The 21,127-nt window shown below is 47.3% G+C and carries 20 protein-coding genes and 1 tRNA gene; 5 read left to right on the forward strand and 16 right to left on the reverse strand.

The window, feature by feature from the left end; all coding sequences use genetic code 11:
* Positions 1-56: 56 nt before the first annotated feature.
* The 6 genes from arcC to FBF28_04110 all read right to left on the reverse strand — a co-directional run bounded on the left by arcC (position 57) and on the right by FBF28_04110 (position 6,600).
* Entirely contained in the window at positions 57-1,010 is a 954-nt protein-coding gene (gene arcC, locus FBF28_04085) for a carbamate kinase (protein QJU08707.1), read from the reverse strand.
* Positions 1,010-2,596 carry a YfcC family protein gene (locus tag FBF28_04090; GenBank protein ID QJU08708.1) on the reverse strand — a complete coding sequence of 529 codons (1,587 nt, stop codon included), beginning with the start codon at positions 2,594-2,596 and terminating at the stop codon, positions 1,010-1,012. The genes arcC and FBF28_04090 overlap by 1 nt, the downstream gene beginning before the upstream one ends.
* Positions 2,597-3,586, reverse strand: coding sequence for an ornithine carbamoyltransferase (gene argF / locus FBF28_04095; protein ID QJU08709.1), 990 nt, complete (start codon positions 3,584-3,586; stop codon positions 2,597-2,599).
* Positions 3,587-4,822, reverse strand: a complete 1,236-nt coding sequence (gene arcA, locus FBF28_04100) for an arginine deiminase (GenBank protein QJU08710.1) — start codon at positions 4,820-4,822, stop codon at positions 3,587-3,589. It lies immediately after the preceding gene.
* Between the two features lie 86 nt (positions 4,823-4,908).
* Positions 4,909-5,937 (reverse strand): VanZ family protein, encoded by a 1,029-nt coding sequence (locus FBF28_04105; protein QJU08711.1) that lies wholly within the window; start codon positions 5,935-5,937, stop codon positions 4,909-4,911.
* Between the two features lie 45 nt (positions 5,938-5,982).
* On the reverse strand, positions 5,983-6,600 hold the full coding sequence (locus FBF28_04110) for a hypothetical protein (GenBank protein ID QJU08712.1): 618 nt from the start codon (positions 6,598-6,600) through the stop codon (positions 5,983-5,985).
* 119 nt (positions 6,601-6,719) lie between these two features.
* On the opposite strand from FBF28_04110, the gene FBF28_04115 reads away from it, so the two are divergent.
* The 3 genes from FBF28_04115 to FBF28_04125 all read left to right on the forward strand — a co-directional run bounded on the left by FBF28_04115 (position 6,720) and on the right by FBF28_04125 (position 9,110).
* The gene (locus FBF28_04115; protein QJU08713.1) at positions 6,720-7,706 is read left to right on the forward strand and encodes a hypothetical protein; all 987 of its coding nucleotides are present in this window, start codon (positions 6,720-6,722) and stop codon (positions 7,704-7,706) included.
* A 198-nt stretch (positions 7,707-7,904) separates the two neighbouring features.
* The gene (locus tag FBF28_04120) at positions 7,905-8,639 is read left to right on the forward strand and encodes a hypothetical protein (protein ID QJU08714.1); all 735 of its coding nucleotides are present in this window, start codon (positions 7,905-7,907) and stop codon (positions 8,637-8,639) included.
* Between the two features lie 9 nt (positions 8,640-8,648).
* On the forward strand, positions 8,649-9,110 hold the full coding sequence (locus FBF28_04125) for a YbhB/YbcL family Raf kinase inhibitor-like protein (GenBank protein QJU08715.1): 462 nt from the start codon (positions 8,649-8,651) through the stop codon (positions 9,108-9,110).
* 79 nt (positions 9,111-9,189) lie between these two features.
* Here the strand turns inward: FBF28_04125 and FBF28_04130 are convergent, their stop codons facing one another.
* From FBF28_04130 to FBF28_04145, 4 genes are all read right to left on the reverse strand, one after another.
* Entirely contained in the window at positions 9,190-11,736 is a 2,547-nt protein-coding gene (locus FBF28_04130) for a DEAD/DEAH box helicase (GenBank protein ID QJU08716.1), read from the reverse strand.
* Positions 11,736-12,560: a DUF1837 domain-containing protein gene (locus FBF28_04135; protein QJU08717.1), complete on the reverse strand. Its 825-nt coding sequence runs from the start codon at positions 12,558-12,560 to the stop codon at positions 11,736-11,738. Before FBF28_04135 ends, FBF28_04130 begins: the two co-directional genes overlap by 1 nt.
* 122 nt (positions 12,561-12,682) lie before the next feature.
* The gene (locus FBF28_04140) at positions 12,683-14,680 is read right to left on the reverse strand and encodes an ABC transporter ATP-binding protein (GenBank protein ID QJU08718.1); all 1,998 of its coding nucleotides are present in this window, start codon (positions 14,678-14,680) and stop codon (positions 12,683-12,685) included.
* Positions 14,680-16,443, reverse strand: coding sequence for an ABC transporter ATP-binding protein (locus FBF28_04145; protein ID QJU08719.1), 1,764 nt, complete (start codon positions 16,441-16,443; stop codon positions 14,680-14,682). Before FBF28_04145 ends, FBF28_04140 begins: the two co-directional genes overlap by 1 nt.
* Before the next feature lie 118 nt (positions 16,444-16,561).
* Here FBF28_04145 and FBF28_04150 point away from each other — a divergent pair.
* Positions 16,562-16,638 (forward strand) — tRNA-Pro (locus FBF28_04150).
* A gap of 67 nt (positions 16,639-16,705) precedes the next feature.
* Positions 16,706-17,173 (forward strand): NUDIX domain-containing protein, encoded by a 468-nt coding sequence (locus FBF28_04155; GenBank protein QJU08720.1) that lies wholly within the window; start codon positions 16,706-16,708, stop codon positions 17,171-17,173.
* A gap of 101 nt (positions 17,174-17,274) precedes the next feature.
* Here the strand turns inward: FBF28_04155 and FBF28_04160 are convergent, their stop codons facing one another.
* The 6 genes from FBF28_04160 to FBF28_04185 all read right to left on the reverse strand — a co-directional run bounded on the left by FBF28_04160 (position 17,275) and on the right by FBF28_04185 (position 21,113).
* On the reverse strand, positions 17,275-17,631 hold the full coding sequence (locus tag FBF28_04160) for a hypothetical protein (protein ID QJU08721.1): 357 nt from the start codon (positions 17,629-17,631) through the stop codon (positions 17,275-17,277).
* Between the two features lie 112 nt (positions 17,632-17,743).
* Positions 17,744-18,193, reverse strand: coding sequence for a hypothetical protein (locus tag FBF28_04165; GenBank protein QJU08722.1), 450 nt, complete (start codon positions 18,191-18,193; stop codon positions 17,744-17,746).
* 47 nt (positions 18,194-18,240) lie between these two features.
* A complete protein-coding gene (locus FBF28_04170) occupies positions 18,241-18,852 on the reverse strand; it encodes a hypothetical protein (protein ID QJU08723.1) in 612 nt (203 codons plus the stop codon).
* Between the two features lie 11 nt (positions 18,853-18,863).
* Positions 18,864-19,589 carry an amino acid ABC transporter ATP-binding protein gene (locus FBF28_04175; protein QJU08818.1) on the reverse strand — a complete coding sequence of 242 codons (726 nt, stop codon included), beginning with the start codon at positions 19,587-19,589 and terminating at the stop codon, positions 18,864-18,866.
* Between the two features lie 40 nt (positions 19,590-19,629).
* Entirely contained in the window at positions 19,630-20,295 is a 666-nt protein-coding gene (locus FBF28_04180) for an amino acid ABC transporter permease (protein ID QJU08724.1), read from the reverse strand.
* On the reverse strand, positions 20,289-21,113 hold the full coding sequence (locus FBF28_04185; protein ID QJU08725.1) for a basic amino acid ABC transporter substrate-binding protein: 825 nt from the start codon (positions 21,111-21,113) through the stop codon (positions 20,289-20,291). The genes FBF28_04180 and FBF28_04185 overlap by 7 nt, the downstream gene beginning before the upstream one ends.
* Between the last annotated feature and the right edge of the window lie 14 nt (positions 21,114-21,127).

Consider the following 21,127-nt stretch of genomic DNA (forward strand, 5'->3'; position numbering starts at 1 on the left):
AAAACCACCAGCCGAGCTACCCGACTGGTGGTTTTGAGTGTTTATTTATATGAGCACTAACTCTTGATGCGCGTACCAGCAGCACCGTTGATAGCGTCAGCGGTTTTTTCGAGCGAGGTGATGATCGCCGTACGCCCCGAAGCGCCGGCCACAAAACTTAACGCCGCCTGGGTTTTTGGTAGCATTGAGCCAGCCGCAAACTGCCCAGCATCAATATGCTGCTGCAGCTCCTCGGCTGATACTTCGCCAAGCGCCTGCTCCGTCGGCTGACCAAAATTGACCTTAGCTGCATCAACCGAGGTTAGGATCAATAGTGTGTCCGCCCCGAGTGTGTCCGCCAGTTTGGCCGCACCAAAATCTTTGTCAATCACCGCCGCCACGCCACTCAATTGACCCGATGCGTCACGCAGCACCGGGATGCCGCCGCCGCCAGTCGAGACCACCAACACGCCAGCGTCAACCAGCGCCTTGATAACCGGAGCCTCAACAATCTCCTGAGGCTTTGGTGATGGCACAACGCGCCGCCAGCCACGACCCGAGTCTTCACGCACCGTATAGCCACGCTCGGCCTGTACTTTCCTGGCCTCTTCTTCCGAATAGAATGGCCCGATCGGCTTGGTTGGATTTTGAAATGCTGGATCAGCCTGATCAACCACCGTCTGGGTAACGATGCTCGCTGCATACTTATCATGCACACCACGAGTTGCCAGCGCATCGTGGATTGCTTGCTGCAGCCAAAAACCAATTAGCCCCTGGCTCATCGCACCAGAATCTTCCAGCGGTAAGCTCGGCACCGCCTCGGTGTTAATCGCTTCCTCGTGTAGGACAATGTTACCGACCTGCGGGCCATTGCCGTGGACAATGGCTACACGGTGGCCAGCTTGAATCAGCGGCAGGAGCTGGGCAATGGTCTCGTCAGCCACTCGCTGCTGCGCCTGAGACGAGGCCTCGCCCTGACGTTGCAGGGCGTTACCTCCAAGCGCGACGACAATAGTTCGCTGCTGATTCATTAAGCAATGGCTCCGTATACCGTGATAGCTACGAGGCTAATTATCGCAAAGACCACCATGATTGGCATCGAGCGCTTCAACCATGCACGGTACGACACGCCGGCTAGGGCCAGACCACCCATCAATGAAGCAATGGTTGGGGCCATCATATTCAACAGACCCGATGCCGCGGCAAATGCGACAACGATGATCTCCTTGCTGGAGCCGACTAGATCAGCCACCGGCGCAATGACTGGCATAGTTGCCGCCGCTAGACCTGATGATGACGGAATGATAAAGCTCATCGGCAAGTAGAAGATATAGGCGAGAATACCAACAAAGCTACCCGCACCCTTCAGTGCAGATTCACCCCAGCTAATGATCGTGTCTTGGATCGCACCATTCTGCATCACCACGCCAACACCAGCTGCCACTGCAATGATCAGTGCCACACTCAGTAGATCGGCTGTACCCTTCAGGAAGGTGTCAACAACGAAGACTTCCTCTTTCTTGAATTGGCGATAATAAATCGCTGCGATGACTAAGGTTGACAACAGAAACAGGGTCGAGATCTCGTTGAAGTACCACTCACCAAATGGCAAGACATGATCAAGACCCAAGATAGCACCAACGACCGGTAGCCCTGCAAACCATTTATGGATATCGGCGAACAGTGTGATCCCCCAGTTGCCCCACGGGATAAGCGAGATGATCATCAGTAGGAAAGTGACGCCAAAGACCGCCATCACTGCTTTACGCGGACCGGTAAATTCTGGCACGTTGCTCATATCAAGTGCGGTGGTGGCTGGCTTGTAGCGAACATCATCTTTATACTTACCAGCCTTTACCTTTGACGCGTATCGCATGGTGAACACGATAGCCGCGATCAAACAGAGCAGTAAAATTATTGATTGGAGACCCAACACATTACCGAGTGGCACGTCAGCCGACTTGGCAGCGATACCAGTCGAAAATGGATTCAAGGTCGAGCCAAGCACACCGACGCCACCACCGAGCACGATCACCATCACCGCGGTCATGGCGTTGTAGCCAGCCGCCATCATGATCGGCACCACCAGCGCATAAAACGCCACTGCCTCTTCCTGCATGCCGTAGGTGGTACCACCGATAGCGAAGAACGTCATGAGAATTGGGATAAGCCATTTCTCCTTGCCCTTCATCTTGCGCAGCATGGCACCAAGCGTCGCATCCAGCGCACCAGTCTTCATCGTCACCCCGAGGAAGCCACCGAGGATCAACACGAAGACGATGACGTCGAGCTTCTCACTCATGCCCTTGATCGGTGCAAGTGCTGCATCCCACAAACCTTGGCGGGAATCAGTGGTTGTCTCGGTGCCGTCATCGGCTTTTTTAGTAGTGACTTTATCAGTCTGTTTATACGTACCAGCGATGCGCACTGTCTTTTCCGCATCATTTGGATCTGGTTTTGTGTTGTACACACCAGACGGGATAATCCACGTTAGGACTGCCATCAAGGCAATCACCACAAACAGCACGGTAAAGGCTGAGGGCGAGCGCAGCTTTTTCTTAATTTTTTTCATTTTTTCTACCATGTCCGGAGCCTCCTTTACTCCTGTATTAGACATCTACAGCGTCAAAGCGATAACCGCCTTGATGGTATGCATACGATTCTCCGCCTGGTCAAAGACGATCGAATTTGGCGAGCGGAAGACGTCATCCGTCACCTCCATCGCCTCTAGCCCGAAATCATCCCTGATGTGCTGGCCGGTCGTGGTCAACGCATCATGAAAGGCCGGCAAGCAGTGCATGAACTTGACCTCAGGATTGCCAGTAAGGTTCAGCATGTCGCGATTAACCTGGAAGTGACGCAGCTGATTGATGCGCTCAGCGAACTTATCCTCTTCGCCCATCGACACCCAGACATCGGTGTAAACGACATCGGCACCGCGCAGGGCTTCCTCAAAATTATCAGTGATAGTAATCCGCCCGTGGTTCTGGTGCGCCAGCTCATGCGCGTGATGGACGAGGCCCTCTTCAGGGAACAATTCACGCGGCGCTAAAATCCGAAAGTCCAGCCCCATGATGGCCGAGCCGAGCAGCAAACTATTAGCCATGTTGTTGCGGCCATCGCCGACAAACACCAGCTTGACGCCGTGCAGCCGACCAAGGTGCTCCTCGATAGTCATAAAGTCGGCTAGAATCTGCGTTGGGTGGAACTTATCAGTCAATCCGTTCCACACCGGCACGCCGGCGTGCTTCGCTAGATCTTCTACCGTTTTGTGCGCAAAACCACGAAACTCAATACCATCAAACATCCGGCCCAGCACCTTGGCGGTATCCTCGACTGTCTCTTTCTTGCCAAGCTGAATATCGTCCTTACCGAGATACTCCGGCGCGATACCGAGGTCGTTAGCTGCCACCGTAAAGGCGCAGCGCGTCCTGGTCGAGGTCTTCTCAAACAATAACGCAATATTCTTGCCCTCATGAATCCGATGCGGCGTACCAGCGTACTTCATCCGCTTATATTCATTCGCCGTCGTTAGTAGCAACCGAATGTCACCCGCGGTAAAATCACCCAGTGTTAGGAATGATCGCCCCTTCAAACTTTGTGCCATTTATACATCCTCCCGTACCAGCGGCATACTCATACAGCGCGGACCGCCGCGGCCGCGGCCAAGCTCAGCACCACTGACTTCTATAACTTCAACGCCGTGCTCGCGCAGTTTTTGGTTGGTCACATAGTTGCGGTCATAGGTTACCACCACGCCCGGCGCAATCGCCAAGGTATTCGAGCCGTCATTCCACTGCTCACGAGCCGCCGCAATTGGATCACCGCCGCCACATTCGATCAGGGTAACACTCGGCAGCCCCAAGGCCACCCGCAAGACATGCTCGAGATCCGTCTCGTGCGTAATGCGTGGGAACGGCTGTCCCTCGACCTTTTCCAATACGAAACAATTCATCTTGCCGCCGCGATCGCGGATTTCCGGATGAATAGTAAACTTGTCCCGATCAATCATCGTAAACACCGTGTCCAGGTGCATAAAGGCGTGCGACTTTGGAATTTCCATGGCAACGACCTTCTTAAAGCCAGAACCAGCAAACAGTTTCGTCGCCATCTTTTCAATCGCCTCAGCCGTGGTGCGCTCCGATACGCCGATGGCCATCACTTCACTGCTCAACACTAGCTCATCGCCACCTTCAATTGAGAACTTTTCGTGGCGATCATACCACACCGGTACATTCTTGCCGGCAAACCGTGGATGATGATCAATGATGTAGCGCATGAATAGCGACTCACGACGACGCGCCGGCCAGTGCATCTTGTTGATCGTCAGACCATGACCGATGGTTGCAGCCGGGTCGCGGGTAAAGTACAGATTTGGCATCGGATCGAGATAGAATGGATAGTGATTTTTCTCGATCATATTATGCAATTGCTGGTGCTGGTCTGGCGGCAGCGTAATCTCGTCCTTGCGCACACCGGCCATAATTTTACGCACCATCGCGTTCGTTGGTAGGTCTAGCAGGAACTGGCGCAGCACCCTGGTGACGCGGCGTGACCCTTGCTTCGAATTTGCCAACATTTCATCAACAAACTGCTCGCGTAATTGATCAGTATATAGCGCCTCGGTCACCAGCTGATCGAGATACAACACCTCGACACCGTGATCACGCAATACCTGAGCAAACGCATCATGCTCCTTTTGGGCGACCTGCAAATACGGAATGTCGTCAAACAGCAGATCAGTCAAGTAGTCTGGTGTTAAGTTTTCTAATTCTTCGCCCGGACGATGCAACAGCACCGCCTTAAGTCGGCCAATTTCTGATGTAATATGTAATGGATCCATACCCCCATCCCCTTTTTGTTTATGGTTATACTAACAATATAGCATATACGCCCAAGAACACAAGCATCACTTAGCGAGCCGGTGAATTACCGCCTACGAGGCCAAACTGCATCAATAATCGTATACGGCAAACGCCGGTATCGCCACCAGCTAACTAATGTCACCCCAAGCCAGCCAATGACAATAGGCATACCGGCCCTAGGCCCCAGTATAATGCCATACATGAACAAGCCAATATACCCCAATCGCAGCAGATACATTGTCAATCGATGAGGCCAAGAACGTTCACGATCATCCAATGATATTCCCGTCATCCAGCCGCCAATCGTTTGCCCACCCATCATGAGCGGCATGATCAGCTGGACTACTAACTCACCGCCAGCGAGAATACCATATGACAGTCCCGCAATAGTATTTCCCGCCAAACCCGGCATCGTGATATACAATATAATACCGATGCACGTCCTCACTACAAGCACCACAACCACATCAAGTATAAATGCCACTAATCGCCGCACTAGGCCCGGCTGTGTTGTCACGGTCTCGCCATGCTTTACATTGCGCAGATCTGGTAGCAACCGACCACACCAATAGCCGACCAAAGCACCTCCGGTATTGAGCAACAAGTCATCAACATCAAACAGCCTATAACTACATGGATACAAGCCAAACGCACCCGTTAGCTGGGTCACTTCAATCGTTAGTGATAGAGCGAGTCCTAATAGTACAACCATGTACCAGCGTACAGGGTACATCACTCGTAAAAACATACCGAACGGCATAAAAAAGACTATATTCATCACTACCTGTAGAACAGCCCGCAACCCTTCAGCCTGTATGTCCATAATTGATGCGAGCGGATGTAGTTGTGGTGAGACTGCATGATGCGCACAGAACCATGCTGTATTATCTGGCATCGGATAGAGCGTAAACGCCACGAGTCCCAGTGCATACAATACAACCAGATACACCATGACCATCCTGCCGACTACTAGCCGTCGTAATCGCATATACTGTACAACGAGCAGCGGAAATGTCAAGAGCAGTGCAGCAAATGGCCAGAATGATATCGCCAGCTGAAATGACGAGGAGAATGTAGTAAAAAACGCTGTCATACTTTTACTATTATGCAGGAAAAATTAGCTATCGTCAAATATGCCTCATTCTCGAATGATCGCCAAGGATGCCTCGACTATCAGCCGAGCCAGATGGTACTTCAGCCATTCATCGACCGCCCGCGCGGCACCCGGCAAGGCTTCATTGGCGTAATCATCAACAATGATGGTTGCCGTTTCCTGAAATTTGCCGTCACACACACGAAACGAATCGGCAATTGACTCATAAAAATCACCGTCAAAAAAGGCGAAGATAATGCTTTCTGGCACATCCTCAGAGGTAAAATCGGCAAACCAACCTTTGTGAATAATCGGCAGTTTTAGTCCTGCTTTCTTAAAATTCTGGACGAAGGTTTTACGCGGCGCCAAGAGTTCACCCGCCTTGAACTGCTCACCCGCAGCGCTGGCGTCGGCTTGGGTTTTTTCTGGCAAGCCCATAAACGAATCGTAAACATGAAACTCACCGGTAAAATCATAGGCGTCCAGTAGCCGCCGAATAAACAAACTCGTCGTGCCGACATAACAGCCAAACTCCACAATATTGCCTGCCACGCCGCTTCGCAGCACCTTTTCCAATTCTCGCAACAAGATGCCGAGTTCTTTGGTATCAACTTGGTCGGAAATGATGGGATGTCTGGCGAGGAGTTGGTCAACTTTATTCATAACGTCATTATAAATAACCTCCGGAGTATTGACAAATAATCGATATATATATGCTGAAACAAGCGTCGAGAATTTCTAAACGCGTTCTTTACCATCATCTATTCGTTCAGGAGTAGACCATGACTACAATTCTCATACTGACCAATTCTCTGGACAACCCTCATGTTGAGGCAGTGAGCCAATATATTGACTCAGAAAGCAATCGGATCATACGGATTGATACAGATCTTTTAATCCAAGGGCAATGTAGTATCTCTTTTGACTATTCAAACGGTAGTATACTATACAAGCAACTGGGAGAAATTACAGATCTTCGTAGTATTGATAGCGTATGGTACAGAAAGCCGTTCGGGTTCAGTCAAACCTACGGATTCCTTGAGAGTATCCAGGATCCAGTTCAAAGGTCTATCGTAGACAAAGAGATACATGATGTATTGAATGGTCTGTGTTTTCTGCTACGCGACAAGTTTTGGATTAATCACCCTAGCTCCATTCATACAGCTAGGATTAAGCCATACCAATTGTCGATTGCAAAGCGTATTGGGCCGCCAATGCCCGACACACTGATTACATCAGATCCAGACGCAGCTCGCCAGTTCTGTCTAGAAGCGCCAACCGTATTCAAACCGGTATCTGTATCTAGCCTAGATCTTGACGATACAGGCTACATGATAGAAACCACGCTCATGACAGATGAGCTGATAGACTCCTTGGGATTGATCAAATCACAACCGATCATTCTGCAAAGGTTTATCAGAAAAACAAGTGAGTTACGGGTCACTTGTATCGGAAAACAGATCTTCGTTGCCCGTCAGATTCCACAAGAGAAAACCTCCAGCACGGTAGACTGGAGATCTCTACAAGATTCTGGCAGTCGATACGTGATCGACTACGTCCTTCCCGAAGACATTGAGCGGAAGGTTCGTTCTCTGCTGACTTCGCTAGGTCTTGGTTTTGCTGCAATTGATTTCGCGATAGACGAAATCGGAGATCTGCATTTCCTTGAAGCAAACCCAAATGGCCAGTGGCTCGGTTACACCGATGAAATAGGCCTACCGGCAGCCGCACACATGGCGTGCTGCCTGGTGGAAAAAAGTCTACTCTGACAATCGAAAGGAGGTGAAGCATGAACAACGCCGAGATCTTTTCCGCGAAAGTTGCCACGATCGTTGATTCGGAGGTCGACTCGTCGACCTTCCTGACCCGATCCGGCAAGCCCAAGACGACGGACGACTAGTCCCACGTCACACCCCGTGCCCTTGTGTTTTTGCAAGGGCACGGGGTAACCTATCAAAGAGTATATTATGAACAAGCACAAAATCATCAAAACATTCTTGCCGAAACAATTAGACATAAAACACCTCGATCTCCTGCTACCTGCCTTACAAAAGTCAAACCTAATTGTTTATGGTGAAATTCACGGCATAAAAGAAAATGCCAATATCGTCTATACCTTGGTTAAAAAAACTTGCATACAACGATTGGCCATTGAAGCTAGCCCTACTGTGTTTGACTTCATCAATTCAGTAAAGATCAATTCTTATGATTTTTCCTTAGTTGATGAAGACCTTTTTGACTTAAGCGTTCTATCTCTTGAGATGATAAAAACGATAGCAATTCTTCTGCAGCAAAATCAACTTAAAGAGCTCGTTTTTATTGATACATTTTTTGACAATTTAGATGAGGATGCCATCATACCACCAAGCCCGCAAGAACGAGAAGAGCAGCTAGCTAAAAATATCCTCGGAATTGACGGCTCTCTACCAACATTATGTATTATGGGACAATGGCATACGCAGCCCAAAGTTGTTACAGATGGCGAAACACGGCATGAATCAGCGTTATATCGCTTGAGAAAAACAAAACCAAATGTGCCGTTTATTCACAACATCTACCGACAAGGACAGCTATTTAATGATGGAAAAATAATTGAATTACCAGACAACCCAGCAGTGTCGTCTTGTTACGAGATTGTCCAGAAAACCGATATTGATTTTGACCTTCACGTACCCGAAGCGACAAAAATATCACTATGCTAAAATCATAGCATGAAAATAACCAGCCCAGCCTTCACTGAAAACGCTAAAATACCAAAAATTTATTCCAAGCTCGGCGGTAATCAACGCCCGCCGCTCGAGATCAGCGACGTACCGGCAAATACCAAAAGCCTGGTGATCATTTGCCACGACCCTGATGCGCCTGGGCGCGATGGATTTTACCATTGGACGGTTTGGAATTTACCAACCAAAACCACTGAAATCACCAGCGAATCACTACCCGCGGGCGCCGTCGAAGGGATGACCAGTTGGGGTCGGCCTGGCTGGGGCGGGCCGCAACCACCGTTTGGCACGCACCGCTACCAATTTTATGTGTACGCGCTGGACACGACGTTAGATTTACCAGACAGCACCAAGCCCAGAGAGCTCATCGCCGCTCTCACGCCGCATATCATCGATCAGGCCGTATTGACTGGAAAGTTTGGCGTGTTGGATATTTTGCGGCGGGATTAAGCACCACTTTCTCTGGGCGAAAGTCTACAGACTATTAAACGACACCGCCAATCCTATTCTGTCATCTATATTTTTTAATTTATAACAGTTCAAGCACTAGGTTAATATACATTAACGAGATACTTTCTTCGTGCATGATTTTTAAGAAAGAAGTCTTATCAGTGCACACAGGACTTTCTTGATCAATTAAGATAAGCGCTCTCAGATTACTATTTTCGTGAATTATTTTTGCTAAACTACAATCAATCCCCGCTCTAATAAGAGCAATTTTAAAGTCATTATCAGTACCATACTTTATACGTTTATAAAACGACTCATTGACTACACCAAAATCATTCAATATCTCAAGAAATGGAATAATATAATGGTCAACATTATCAAGATTCTCCTTAGCTAAAGCAGCCGCATAACTTGGCATCAAATTTTGAGTCTGCTGCTGAAATATATGATATTTATTCCACGATCCAGTCTTGCCATCGACACCACAACTTCCTATATCGCCAACATATACTGGATTTCCGATTTTACCGCGCCACATAAAAACAGACCTTGCAATCAACGTAGAAAAGCTGGCTTCATTATTAGCTTTTTCGTCAATAATTCTTATATAAATATCCCTTATAGATGGCTCTGTGTATAGTAAATATATCCAATTCCCATACTTATGCTTATCGATCCTGAGACCTGTCTGATATGTCACCTCAAGAAAAACACTAATAATCGTATTTAATAACTTATTACCATCATCAATTATTTGAGTGTTCAAGAGATGCTCCATCTTTTTAGAGATGATTTGTTCATATTTCACAATATCAAATATTTTCACGTTATGGGCATAACACTTAGTACCTAGCTCAGTTTGCGCCAATAATGGCTTTGAGTTGTTAATTTGCGAATACATGGCTTCTCTTGTTTTATCTATATTTGCAAGTATGTTAACTTCATCGGCAATTCTATATTCCTTATCGCTTCCTTTATAAGAAGCAAGGAGCGGGTTATTGATACTGTCCTCAACTACAACCCCCTCCTTGGCATGCTCCGATAAGAATTTACTAGCATTTGCCCTCTTCTCCATATAATCATCATTTTTAATTATATATATTTCTGGTGTTAATAGTTCCATTCTTGGGTTTGTAAAATCAAAGATTATGTTATAACGGCCCACCCTGCCCACTAAATTTCTGAAATCAGGAACGTCCAAGCACCTAGCCCCCTTGGAATAGTTCATTAAAAATAATTTACTTGCAGGAATATTCACGCCTTCGAGTAATGTGCTCGTAGTAACAATAAATCTAATCTCAGGAATATTACGATACAAGAACTCTACATGCTCCTTAATAGTGTCCGGTATCTTACCGTGACTGATAACTATGCCGCGTTTAACGAGCTTTATTAGATTATAGAAAGGATGAACATAGCTTGATAGGATATTACATGCATCATCAATTATAACTTGACTTTCAGGGCTGTATTTAATTTCTGGCGTCCTAGCAGCTAACGCATCGGCAAGTTTTTCAACTCCGCTTGGCTTATTAACATAAATAATATTTTTATCCCCACCTCTACTAAATAATATTTGGTAATAGTCTGTAGACGATTCAGTTATTTCGTAAAATTTTGCCGTAAACTGATCAAACAACTCTAAACATTGACTATTATTATCCCAAAGAAAATAACGTGGTATTTTCATATACTCAGTAATTTCTCTTGATTGTATATTTTTTGAATTATGTTTATCATTTATAAGACATAGACTTGACCTTGGGTCTACAATAAAAGGAGAGTAGTAATCAATGGCCACACTTGATTTTCTATTACTAGCGATTATGATTGCCCTCGAGAGAGTTAAGAATCTATCCTCATCTTTAAATAAATTATGAGATTCATCAATAAATAGATAATCTATTATTAGCTCATTATGTTTCGCCAATAATGCCATTAGTCGCTCCTGTGTTAACACAGCAATAAATTGGCTATGCTTGTATTTTTTAACATACATGTCAGGATGAGTTATAACATCAGTTCGACTTCCTTTTTTGTTCAAAACCATTGATACTGTTTGATTTATCAATGATTTAGTGGGAACAACTATACAAACAGACAAACCACTATTGAACTTTTCAATAGCTTTAGACACCATCAAATGAGACTTACCATAAGAGGTTGGCGCAACGACAGCAAGATTAGAAACATTTCTGACACTACGACTTAGTCTAAATTGTTGCTCTGATTTGTAATACTCTTCCTTATATGATTCTGCCAACGCCTTATTAAATAGACTGTTCACGTCGTCCTCCACAGCCTCTAATTCTGTAGTATAACTATCGTGAGCTTGTATGAGCATAAGTACAGGATAGTATCGTAATAAGCTAGCAAAATGAGATAATGCATAAAAATTATTACTAAGAAGCCCGTAATTTAGGGCTATTGAATATGCCATTTTTTGCACATCCTCATCACCATAAAGTGAAAAATAATTTAAGATTCTATATATAAATTGCGTCTCATCCTGAGCTAGATGCTGTCTCAACATTATTTTTCTGTATACTTTAGCAAATAAGAAATTATGATCCTCAGCTTTCCTTGTTAATGCTGATCTTAAAGAGCTAAGAGTGATCTTGTACATCAAACCCCTCCTTCAGCCCCTAAGAAATCAATAATATCATCGAATAGTTTACGATGAATACAAATAATTATAAAATTATCAAAACACCCTGTATTCTTTATACTATCAATTTTCTTAATAACATCTTTCGTGTCTGTTATATTATAAGCAAAATCTCCAAAATTAACCGCCATAAGAATTGCGTTACGGTTAGTCCCCTCCCGTTGATAAACCATATTTCTACTGTTAGACAGTAACTTGGTTAACTCTATTTTTTTCTCCGACGCAAATATTACCGCCACCTCTGCCTTAGCAGCCTCCCATCTATATCGAGTGGATGCCTGTCCTTCCGACATAATATTATCAAAGTAGTTCTTAAGGCCCTTGCTCGCCCTATTAATTAGCTCTTCGCGATTAGTTTTTTCAACTAACCCAGATTTTACCTCGCCATACCATATTTTTTTACAGTCCTTGTCATAAAAATTTAAATCAAAACCTGGCTTTATATTCCGATTTTGAAGTGCAAATATTCTACTCATGCTTTCAGCTGAAAAATCTAAATAGTTTGAAGCTAGAATATGCATCAATAACTCACCAATAACCCCGTACTTGCCTTCTTCGTCTTTACGACTCATTAGATTTTCATACATCTGCCTACAAGCAGCTTGGTAGGTATATTCATCAGGCTCAATAGCAATAGGCTCTGTGCCATAGCAGACCTCTGCCAATTTAACCCTTATCATTTCTTTAAGGTCTTCAAAATGATGATCATTAATATTTAGTATTCTATACTTCACATGACCGTATTCATCTTTCACACACAATATATCGTCAGATAAAGACATTCTACTGAGTATACTCCATATATAATCTTTTTATCTAAAATAAAAGATTTAATTCAATTATATGACTTATTATATCATTTTAGTGATTAGTACAACTGAATGCTAACTTTGTCAGCGCACAATCACTCAGCAAACTGACTATTATAAAGCTCAGCATAAAAACCGCCTTGCTTCAGCAGTTCATCATGCTTGCCCTGCTCGATGATGTTGCCGTCGCGGACGACCAAGATTAGATCAGCGTCGCGGATGGTACTCAGCCGATGGGCGATGACGAAGCTAGTTTTGCCTTGTATCAACTTGTCCATGGCTTTTTGGATGAGCACTTCAGTGCGGGTGTCGACCGAGCTGGTAGCTTCGTCCAAAATCAGCATCGGCGTGCACGCCAGCATCGCCCGGGAGATCGTCAGCAGCTGCTTCTCGCCCTGTGAAATGTTCGCGGCTTCCTCGCCCAGTATCATGTCATAACCGCCCGGCAGCGACCGCACGAAGTGATCAACATGCGCCTCCTTGGCGGTGGCGACCATCTCTTCTTCGCTGGCTGTTGGATTGCCGTAGAGCAAATTTTGGCGAATCGTGCCGTTAAACAACCAAGTGTCCTGCAACACCATACCAAACATTTGCCGCACATCGCTGCGCTTCATCTGGGCTATGTTCACGCCGTCAATTTTGATAGCGCCGCTGTTAATTTCGTAAAATCGCATCAGTAAATTGACCAAGGTGGTTTTGCCCGCACCCGTCGGACCGACAATCGCCACGCGCTGGCCGGGCTTGATGTGCGCCGACAGACCTTTGATGATGGTTTGGTCAGGCTTGTAGCCAAAGACTACGTTGTCAAATTCGACTTCGCCCTTGACGTGCGCCAATTTCACCAAATCCTTGCCCTCCGCCTGTTCTTCCGGCTCGTCCAAAAATTCAAACACCCGCTCGGCCGCCGCCGCTGTTGATTGCAAGATGTTGGCGATGTTGGCGACCTGCACCAGCGGCTGGTTGAATTGGTCGATGTACTGGATGAATGCTTGAATGTCGCCAATTTTCAGCCGGCCTTCAATCGCCAGCCAACCGCCCAAAATCGCCATGACGACGTAACCGATATTGCCGATGAAATTCATGATCGGATAAATCAGCCCCGACAAAAATTGGGCTTTCCAGGCGCTTTCCTGCAACTGATTGTTAATCCGCGAAAACTTAGCCAGCGACTTTTTCTGGCCGTTGAACACACGCATCACCTGATGGCCACCGTACATTTCTTCGATGTGGCCGTTCAATTCTCCCAGCTGCGTTTGCTGGCGAAGGAATTGCTTTTGCGAGCTTTTGGCGATCAGCGTGATTACGCCGCCAGCCAACGGCAGCACCAGCAGCGCCACCAGCGACATTTGCCAGCTGATGGAAAACATCATCACCAAAATTCCCAGCACCATCACTGTCGAGGAGACGATTTGCGATAGGCTTTGATTGAGCGTCTGGCTGATAGTATCGACGTCGTTGGTAACGCGACTGAGCACTTCGCCGTAGGTTTGCTTGTCAAAATAACTCAGCGGCAGGCGGTTGATTTTCTCGGACAATTGCCGGCGCATCCTGAAAGTAACTGTCTGCGTCACTTGGGTCATCAGCCAGGTTTGGATGTAGCGGAAAATGGCACTGAGTATATATAAGCCGATCAGCAAACTAACGACCTGCCAAATAGCCTCAAAGTGGAATTCTGGACGCCGGCTGAGATCCAGCTTTTTGATGGTATCAAGCTGGTTTGATGGAATTTGGCTTTCAATTTCCGACTTGTTCGGCAAGCGTTTCAGGACATCAGCACCAGTCGTGCCAGCTGGCAGCGAAGCACCATTTGGCAGCTTGCTGGTAATGGTTTCGTACGCTTTCATGCTGACATAATCTTCGACGATTTGGTTGGTGGCGCCGCCCAAAATTTTCGGACTGGCAATCGCAAACATTGTGCTACCGACTGCGAAAATCGCCACCATGAGCATGTGCCAGCGAAACTCTGCCAAATATTTGGCCAACTTCTTGACCGTGCCCTTGAAATCTTTGGCTTTTTCACCCGCGCCCATACCGCCGCCCATTGGACCGCCCATCTTCACTGGCTGGCGTTTTTTCATGCTTTGCTGAGCCATTACGCCGCTCCTTTCGCGGTCGTCGCCGACATCTTCTGCAGGTCATCTTCCGAAAGCTGGGAGACGGCGATTTCTTGATAGACTTGGCAATCTTTCATCAATTCCTGGTGCGTGCCTTGGCCGACAATTTTACCTTCGTCCAGCACGATGATTTTGTCAGCGTTCATGATGGTGTTGATGCGCTGACCGACGATCAGCACGGTTTTATGTTTGGTTTCTTTGGCCAGTGCCGAGCGTAATTTAGCGTCAGTCTTGAAATCCAGCGCCGAAAACGAATCGTCAAAAATGTAGACATTCGGCTCAACAGCAATCGCCCGAGCAATCGACAAACGCTGCCGCTGACCGCCGGAAACATTGCTGCCGCCTTGAGCGATTTCATTTTTGTAGCCGTTTTTCAGCTCACTGATGAATTCGGTGGCTTGAGCAATTTTAGCGGATTTTTCAACCAATTCTTGGCTGGCTTTGGCGTTGCCGTACTTGATATTACTGGCAATGGTGCCGCTAAACAGCACGCCCTTTTGCGGCACATAACCGATTTGATCGTACAATTCTTCCAGTTTGAGCTGGCGAATATCCATGCCATCCAGCAAAATTTGTCCCGCCGACACATCATAAAAGCGCGGAATCAAATTAATCAACGTTGATTTGCCGGAGCCAGTGCTGCCAATGAACGCTGTGGTTTGCCCTGGTTCGGCTGTAAAATTGATATTAGAGAGCACTGGCAGATCAGCGTCTGGATAAGCAAAAGTGACGTCTTTAAATTCAATTTTACCAGTAGCGTCATTTGGCAATTGCTGCGGCGACGGCGGATCGACAATTGACGGCAGTGTGTCCAACACCTCGCCCACCCGCTTTACCGACACGGCCGCCCGCGGCACCATAATAAACACCATTGACAGCAGCAAGAAAGAAATAATCACCTGCATGGCGTATTCCAAAAACGCCATCATATTACCAATTTGTAGATTGCCGCTACTAATCAAATGCGCGCCGAACCAGACAATCGCCACGCTAGAAAAGTTCATCACCAGCGTCATGATTGGGTCGAGCAGCATCATCAAGCGATTAACAAATAAGTTCATCTTATTCAACTCAGTGTTGGCTTGCTGGAATTTTTTCTGCTCAATTTTTTCATTATGAAACGCCCGGATGACCTTCAAACCCACCAAGTTTTCACGCGTCACCAGATTTAGTTTGTCCACCAGCGTTTGCAATTTCTTGAACCGAGGCACAGCAATGACAAACAACACAGCAATGACCACCAGCAGCACCGACACCGCCAGCGCAATGATCCAGCTCAAATCTGGCGCGTTGTGAACGGCTTTTTGCAGACCGCCGACCGCCATAATTGGCGCCAGTAAAGCCATGCGCAGCAGCAGAATTGACGTCATTTGAATTTGCTGAATATCATTGGTCGATCGGGTAATTAGCGAGGCGGTCGAAAATTTATTAAAATCCGCCAGCGCAAAACTCTCGACCCGCTCAAATAGTTCCATTCGTAGTTTCTGCGCCGCACCAGTGGCAATCCGGGAGGCCAAAAATCCTATGATAATTGAGCACAGTCCGCCCGCCGCCGTCACCAAAATCATCGCTAGTCCGTTGCGCCAAATCGCTGGCATATCTTGCTTGATGATGCCGTTATTGACGATTTCCGACATCTTGTCGGGCAGCCACAAATTCGCCATGACCATAGCGTAGGTAAAACCGACCAAGATGATAAACATCAGCCAGTAGCCACTAAAAATCCGTAAAATATGTTTCATTTTATTCCTTTACCACCCAAAGCCAACTTCTATTATAACACTAAGCGGCGGCCCAGCTCCACTCTGGCGGACGGTGATTGGACAAAATCACCCGCTCGGCTTATACTATTTTTAGCGTCGGGGTGTGGCGCAGCTCGGTAGCGCGCACCGTTCGGGACGGTGAGGTCGCTGGTTCAAATCCAGTCACCCCGACCATGAAATTATTTGAAGCGCATGTTCACCACCTAGAACCTCTGGCGATCACAAAAGCAAAGGAGGTTATATGCAGCGACGAGTTAACGTACGCGGAATTATTATCAGCGATCAGGGCGAGATTTTTTGCCAGAAATTAACCGCAAATAACGGCACGGGGCGAGAGTTTTGGTGTGCACCGGGCGGCGGTTTGGAGCTTGGCGAGAGTCTGCTGGATGGCCTAACGCGCGAGATGATTGAGGAAACTGGCGTCAAGCCAACCATTGGCAAGCTATTATTCATCCAACAATTTACCGACACCAACCCCTCGTCTAAACACGGCGTTACTGAGCAGCTCGAGTTTTTCTTCTCCATCACCAACTGGCAAGATTACCGGCACATCGACCTGGAGCAAACATCGCACGGCGTCGAGGAAGTGGCGGAGTGCGGCTTTGTCGATCCAAAAACCACGCGGATTTTACCAGGTTACCTAACGGAGGTTGACCTCAACTGGCTGGTTAATGAGTCGACCGACGTTCAGATGATGAGTGAATTGTAACAATCCCACCAAGACTATTTACCAAAGATTTTGCTATAGTCAGTTTTCGGATAATCTATCGTGCTTAACGTACCATTTTTAGCTAACACCCCAATAATTTGCTACATATAGTCGCGCTGTAGGGTGGTTATTGCATGAACAGCCGCCTCCTTAAGTGCGGGTGAATTTTCACTCGCAGACACCACTTCTCGGTAACTGCCCAGACATTTTTCTAATAGCTTCCACCTATCGGCTGGAGACTGGTTGAGCTGATTCGCCAAAACTGATATAGCGTCAATAAGTAACGACCGGAGGTCACCTTGAACTGATCTATTAATATATCCTTGCGCGCGAAAAATATCCTCACCGTGATCAACTTGCTCAACATAACCACGAAAACTTCTCGCATATTCAAAGTCAATATAGCGAGTCGCTGAATTATCACCATCAGAACCCGACAGCCGGACAAGATTACGCATAAAGGCATCCTTGTGAGCAATATGTATTTTATGCAACGCAGATAATGCCAAAAGAGCATCCATTAAATGCTGTTTGATATTCTCTGAGCTCATTTCACGCCATGCAAGACCCTCAAAGTTGACCGCTTTTATCGAATCGAGTCATGATCCATGCCGAACGGTACTTGGAACCACTGGGCTTCCCTGCTATCATAAGTGCTTGAACTGAGAAGGGGGCCAGTCCCTGCGTACTAACATACTGGGTCATGGCGACCTCGGCAAGAGCAGTTGTCAACGGAAGCCGCTTAATAGCAAACTCTTCCTTGGAGCCACTAACTGTTTTCACATCTACAGTAAATGCTCCGTTACGAGACGAGCCTTCACGTGATAAATCTCTGTGTGGCTCAGCTGTAGTGACAGGGGGAAAGTTCGGTGTAACATACAGCAATGGTTTATTGCCTAAATCAAGCTCTGGATAAAACTCCCTGGACATATGATCAACTTGCTCTGACATGTCAGGCAAAGACGGCCTTCTAGTTGTCTCGACCAGAAGGCGACATGCTGCTCCACGCTCGGTATCCATATTTGTGTTATAACATAAAATTATTATTTTGAAAATAGCTATACATACTACCGCATGGCCCGAATCATCTGCCTCAGCTGCTCAACCGCCCGAGCACGGCGTTCCCTTGTCCAATAAGTATCAGGCGTAGCCTTTTCGCCGTCAGCGGTAGTTTCTTGGAGGAAATGACCGACGACACGGCCGTCTTTTAGTGCCGTCACATCAGGAACATACACTCGCGGTTGTCCGTTCTCGTCGGTGCGAAGATGCGGCTTTAGTTTCTCAACCAATTTTTTGTAGGTAGCATCATTGGTTTCGCGGGCATGGCGAATGTCGAGATAGTAAATCTTGTCTAACCTTTCGGCCTTAGCGGCTTCATCGACAATCGGTGCCAGCCGCTGACACCACGGGCACTGCTGAAAACCAAGGAAAATCAAGCCGCTACCTGATTCAAATTTCTCCAAAACCTCGCCAGCCGCAGCAAAGACGAAGCGATTGTCATCAGCCACCCGGGAGTAAGCGGTCTTGAAGCGAGCGGCGTCTGAGGACTGCGGTGACGGAGGTGTCTGCGGGTGCGACCACATATACCAACCGCATATGACGATAGCAATAATACCAACAAAACCGATGGCCAAACACAGCCGTTTGTTCTGGCGTTTGGCTAGCTTGGTATGTTTCATCTGGACCTCCCTCATTTCCCTTTGACACCAAAAAACTTCCGTGCTCGCTCGGTCACCGGATGATCCATCACCTGTTCTGGCGGCCCATTTTCGATGATCTCACCCTTGTCCAGGAAAATCATCCGCGTAGCCACTTCGCGCGCAAACTTCATTTCATGCGTGACGATGACCATGGTCATACCTTTGGCGGCAACCTCACGAATCACATCCAACACTTCGCCGATCATCTCTGGATCAAGCGCCGAGGTTGGCTCATCAAACAACATGATGTCCGGCTCCATAGCGAGGGCTCTCGCGATGGCCACGCGCTGCTTTTGTCCGCCTGAGAGCTGCGAAGGAAAGGCCCCGGCTTTGTCCGCCAGCCCCACGTCCGCGAGCAATTTCTTTGCCAGGCGCGTCGCCGCCCGGTCAGACAATTTGCGCAGTTTCCGCGGCGCTAGTTTGATGTTATCCAGCACGCTCAAGTTTGGGAACAGATTGAACGATTGAAACACCATGCCAACTTTTTGGCGCAAAGCGTTCAGATCGACTTTCGGCGCTGTTGTTTCCACGCCGTCGATGATAATGCGCCCACCGGTCGGCATCTCCAGTAAATTCAAGCAGCGCAAAAAGGTTGATTTGCCTGAGCCACTCGAACCAACAACCACCACCACTTCGCCTTCATAAATTTCAACATCAATATCCCTGAGCACGCGGTTACTACCAAACTGTTTTTTGAGGTTAGCCACCGTGATAATTGCTGGGTGCTCAATGCTCGGTTGCGCCACTTCCTTCACCTTATTCACTGCCATCTTTTAGTCTCCTCTCTACTCGGGTCATCACACGGGTAAATATGGCGGTCAACGCCAAGTACATCACCGCTGCAGCAAACAAGGACTGAAACGCCGTAGCGGTTTGAAAACGAATATTATCGGCGCCGCGCATGATGTCATTCAGCCCAATCCAGCCGACGACTGAAGTTTCTTTCAACAGAGCGATGAATTCGCTAATCAGCGCCGGCAACGAATTTTTGAGCGCTTGTGGCAAAATCACCAGACGCATGGCCTGCCAGCGGCTAAAGCCCAGCGAACGAGCTGCTTCCATTTGCCCCTTGTCGACACTTTCGATACCACCGCGGATGATCTCGCCAATGTACGCACCACTATTGATACCAAAGGCAATGGCTGCCACAAAAATCTTCGGCATAAACTGGTACGAGCCAAAGACGACGTAGTACATAATCAACAGCTGAACCAGAAGCGGCGTGCCCCGAATGATGTCGACATAAATCTTGCCAATCCAGTTGAGCGGTTTGATCGTCGAGGTACGAAGCAGCGCTACCACGAGGCCAATGATTGTACCGAGGAGTAATGATAGGACTGTTAGCACCAAGGTTACCTCTAGACCGTGCCACAAATACAGCCATCGACCATCGCCGAAGATTACTTCCAGGAAATTCACGATTCAAGCTCCTTTTTCTTCATCGACTCAAGTGCTGCGACACCAAAATGCTTGCGGACGAGATTGTCATATCGGCCGTCCTTTTTCATCTCCGCCAACACTCGGTTAATTTTTTCCAGCAAGTCGTGATTATTATTTTTGATGGCAATCGCATAGTGCTCGCTTGATAACTCACCCGGCAAAATCTCTAAGTTCGGAAAGCCCGCCGTGTACTGAGCAGCCGGCGCATCATCCAAAATAACCGCCTCGACGCCACCAGCATTTAACTCCGTCAATACACTTGGTGCGGTTGGAAATTGCGACACCTTAGCGCCGACAATCTTCCTGGCCAGCGTATCACCCGTCGTACCCAACTGCACACCAATCTTCTTGCCCGTCAGCTGATACCTATTGCGAATGGGGCTACCCTTTTTGACAATAATCCGCTGCGAGGCGGAATAATACGGCTCGGAAAACAGCGCATTTTTGGCGCGCTCTGGCGTCACCGACATACCAGCCACCGCCATGTCAATTTGCCCTGATTCCAATGCTGGCAGCAATCCGTCAAACGACATGTCTTCAATCTTTAGCTTCTTGTTCATACTGCGGGCAATTTCCTTCGCCAAATCAACATCAAAACCAACAACTTCATTACCCTGCTTGTACTCAAACGGCTTGAACCCGGCATTGGTACCCATCACCAATACGTCATCACTCTTGCCAAACCCGCCTTCGCGCTGCAAAATGTCAAACGCCATAAAGCCAATCAACGCCACAAACAGCCCCAGGCCTATCCACCAACTAACACCAAACCCCCGATGATGCGCTTTCGTTCTGTTCATGCTTATTTAGTATA

It is taken from the genome of Candidatus Saccharibacteria bacterium oral taxon 488, from assembly GCA_013099195.1.
GTDB lineage: Bacteria > Patescibacteriota > Saccharimonadia > Saccharimonadales > Saccharimonadaceae > Nanosynbacter.

What these genes read in the sequence shown, in the direction of transcription:
- FBF28_04185 (QJU08725.1), bottom strand. Translation starts at nt 21,113, where the DNA reads ATGAACAGAACGAAAGCGCATCATCGGGGGTTTGGTGTTAGTTGGTGG.
- FBF28_04130 (QJU08716.1), bottom strand. Translation starts at nt 11,736, where the DNA reads ATGTACAAGATCACTCTTAGCTCTTTAAGATCAGCATTAACAAGGAAA.
- arcA (QJU08710.1), bottom strand. Translation starts at nt 4,822, where the DNA reads ATGGATCCATTACATATTACATCAGAAATTGGCCGACTTAAGGCGGTG.
- FBF28_04165 (QJU08722.1), bottom strand. Translation starts at nt 18,193, where the DNA reads ATGGATACCGAGCGTGGAGCAGCATGTCGCCTTCTGGTCGAGACAACT.
- FBF28_04120 (QJU08714.1), top strand. Translation starts at nt 7,905, where the DNA reads ATGAACAAGCACAAAATCATCAAAACATTCTTGCCGAAACAATTAGAC.
- FBF28_04140 (QJU08718.1), bottom strand. Translation starts at nt 14,680, where the DNA reads ATGGCTCAGCAAAGCATGAAAAAACGCCAGCCAGTGAAGATGGGCGGT.
- FBF28_04155 (QJU08720.1), top strand. Translation starts at nt 16,706, where the DNA reads ATGCAGCGACGAGTTAACGTACGCGGAATTATTATCAGCGATCAGGGC.
- FBF28_04105 (QJU08711.1), bottom strand. Translation starts at nt 5,937, where the DNA reads ATGACAGCGTTTTTTACTACATTCTCCTCGTCATTTCAGCTGGCGATA.
- argF (QJU08709.1), bottom strand. Translation starts at nt 3,586, where the DNA reads ATGGCACAAAGTTTGAAGGGGCGATCATTCCTAACACTGGGTGATTTT.
- FBF28_04090 (QJU08708.1), bottom strand. Translation starts at nt 2,596, where the DNA reads ATGTCTAATACAGGAGTAAAGGAGGCTCCGGACATGGTAGAAAAAATG.
- FBF28_04115 (QJU08713.1), top strand. Translation starts at nt 6,720, where the DNA reads ATGACTACAATTCTCATACTGACCAATTCTCTGGACAACCCTCATGTT.
- FBF28_04135 (QJU08717.1), bottom strand. Translation starts at nt 12,560, where the DNA reads ATGTCTTTATCTGACGATATATTGTGTGTGAAAGATGAATACGGTCAT.
- FBF28_04145 (QJU08719.1), bottom strand. Translation starts at nt 16,443, where the DNA reads ATGAAACATATTTTACGGATTTTTAGTGGCTACTGGCTGATGTTTATC.
- FBF28_04125 (QJU08715.1), top strand. Translation starts at nt 8,649, where the DNA reads ATGAAAATAACCAGCCCAGCCTTCACTGAAAACGCTAAAATACCAAAA.
- FBF28_04170 (QJU08723.1), bottom strand. Translation starts at nt 18,852, where the DNA reads ATGAAACATACCAAGCTAGCCAAACGCCAGAACAAACGGCTGTGTTTG.
- FBF28_04160 (QJU08721.1), bottom strand. Translation starts at nt 17,631, where the DNA reads ATGCGTAATCTTGTCCGGCTGTCGGGTTCTGATGGTGATAATTCAGCG.
- arcC (QJU08707.1), bottom strand. Translation starts at nt 1,010, where the DNA reads ATGAATCAGCAGCGAACTATTGTCGTCGCGCTTGGAGGTAACGCCCTG.
- FBF28_04110 (QJU08712.1), bottom strand. Translation starts at nt 6,600, where the DNA reads ATGAATAAAGTTGACCAACTCCTCGCCAGACATCCCATCATTTCCGAC.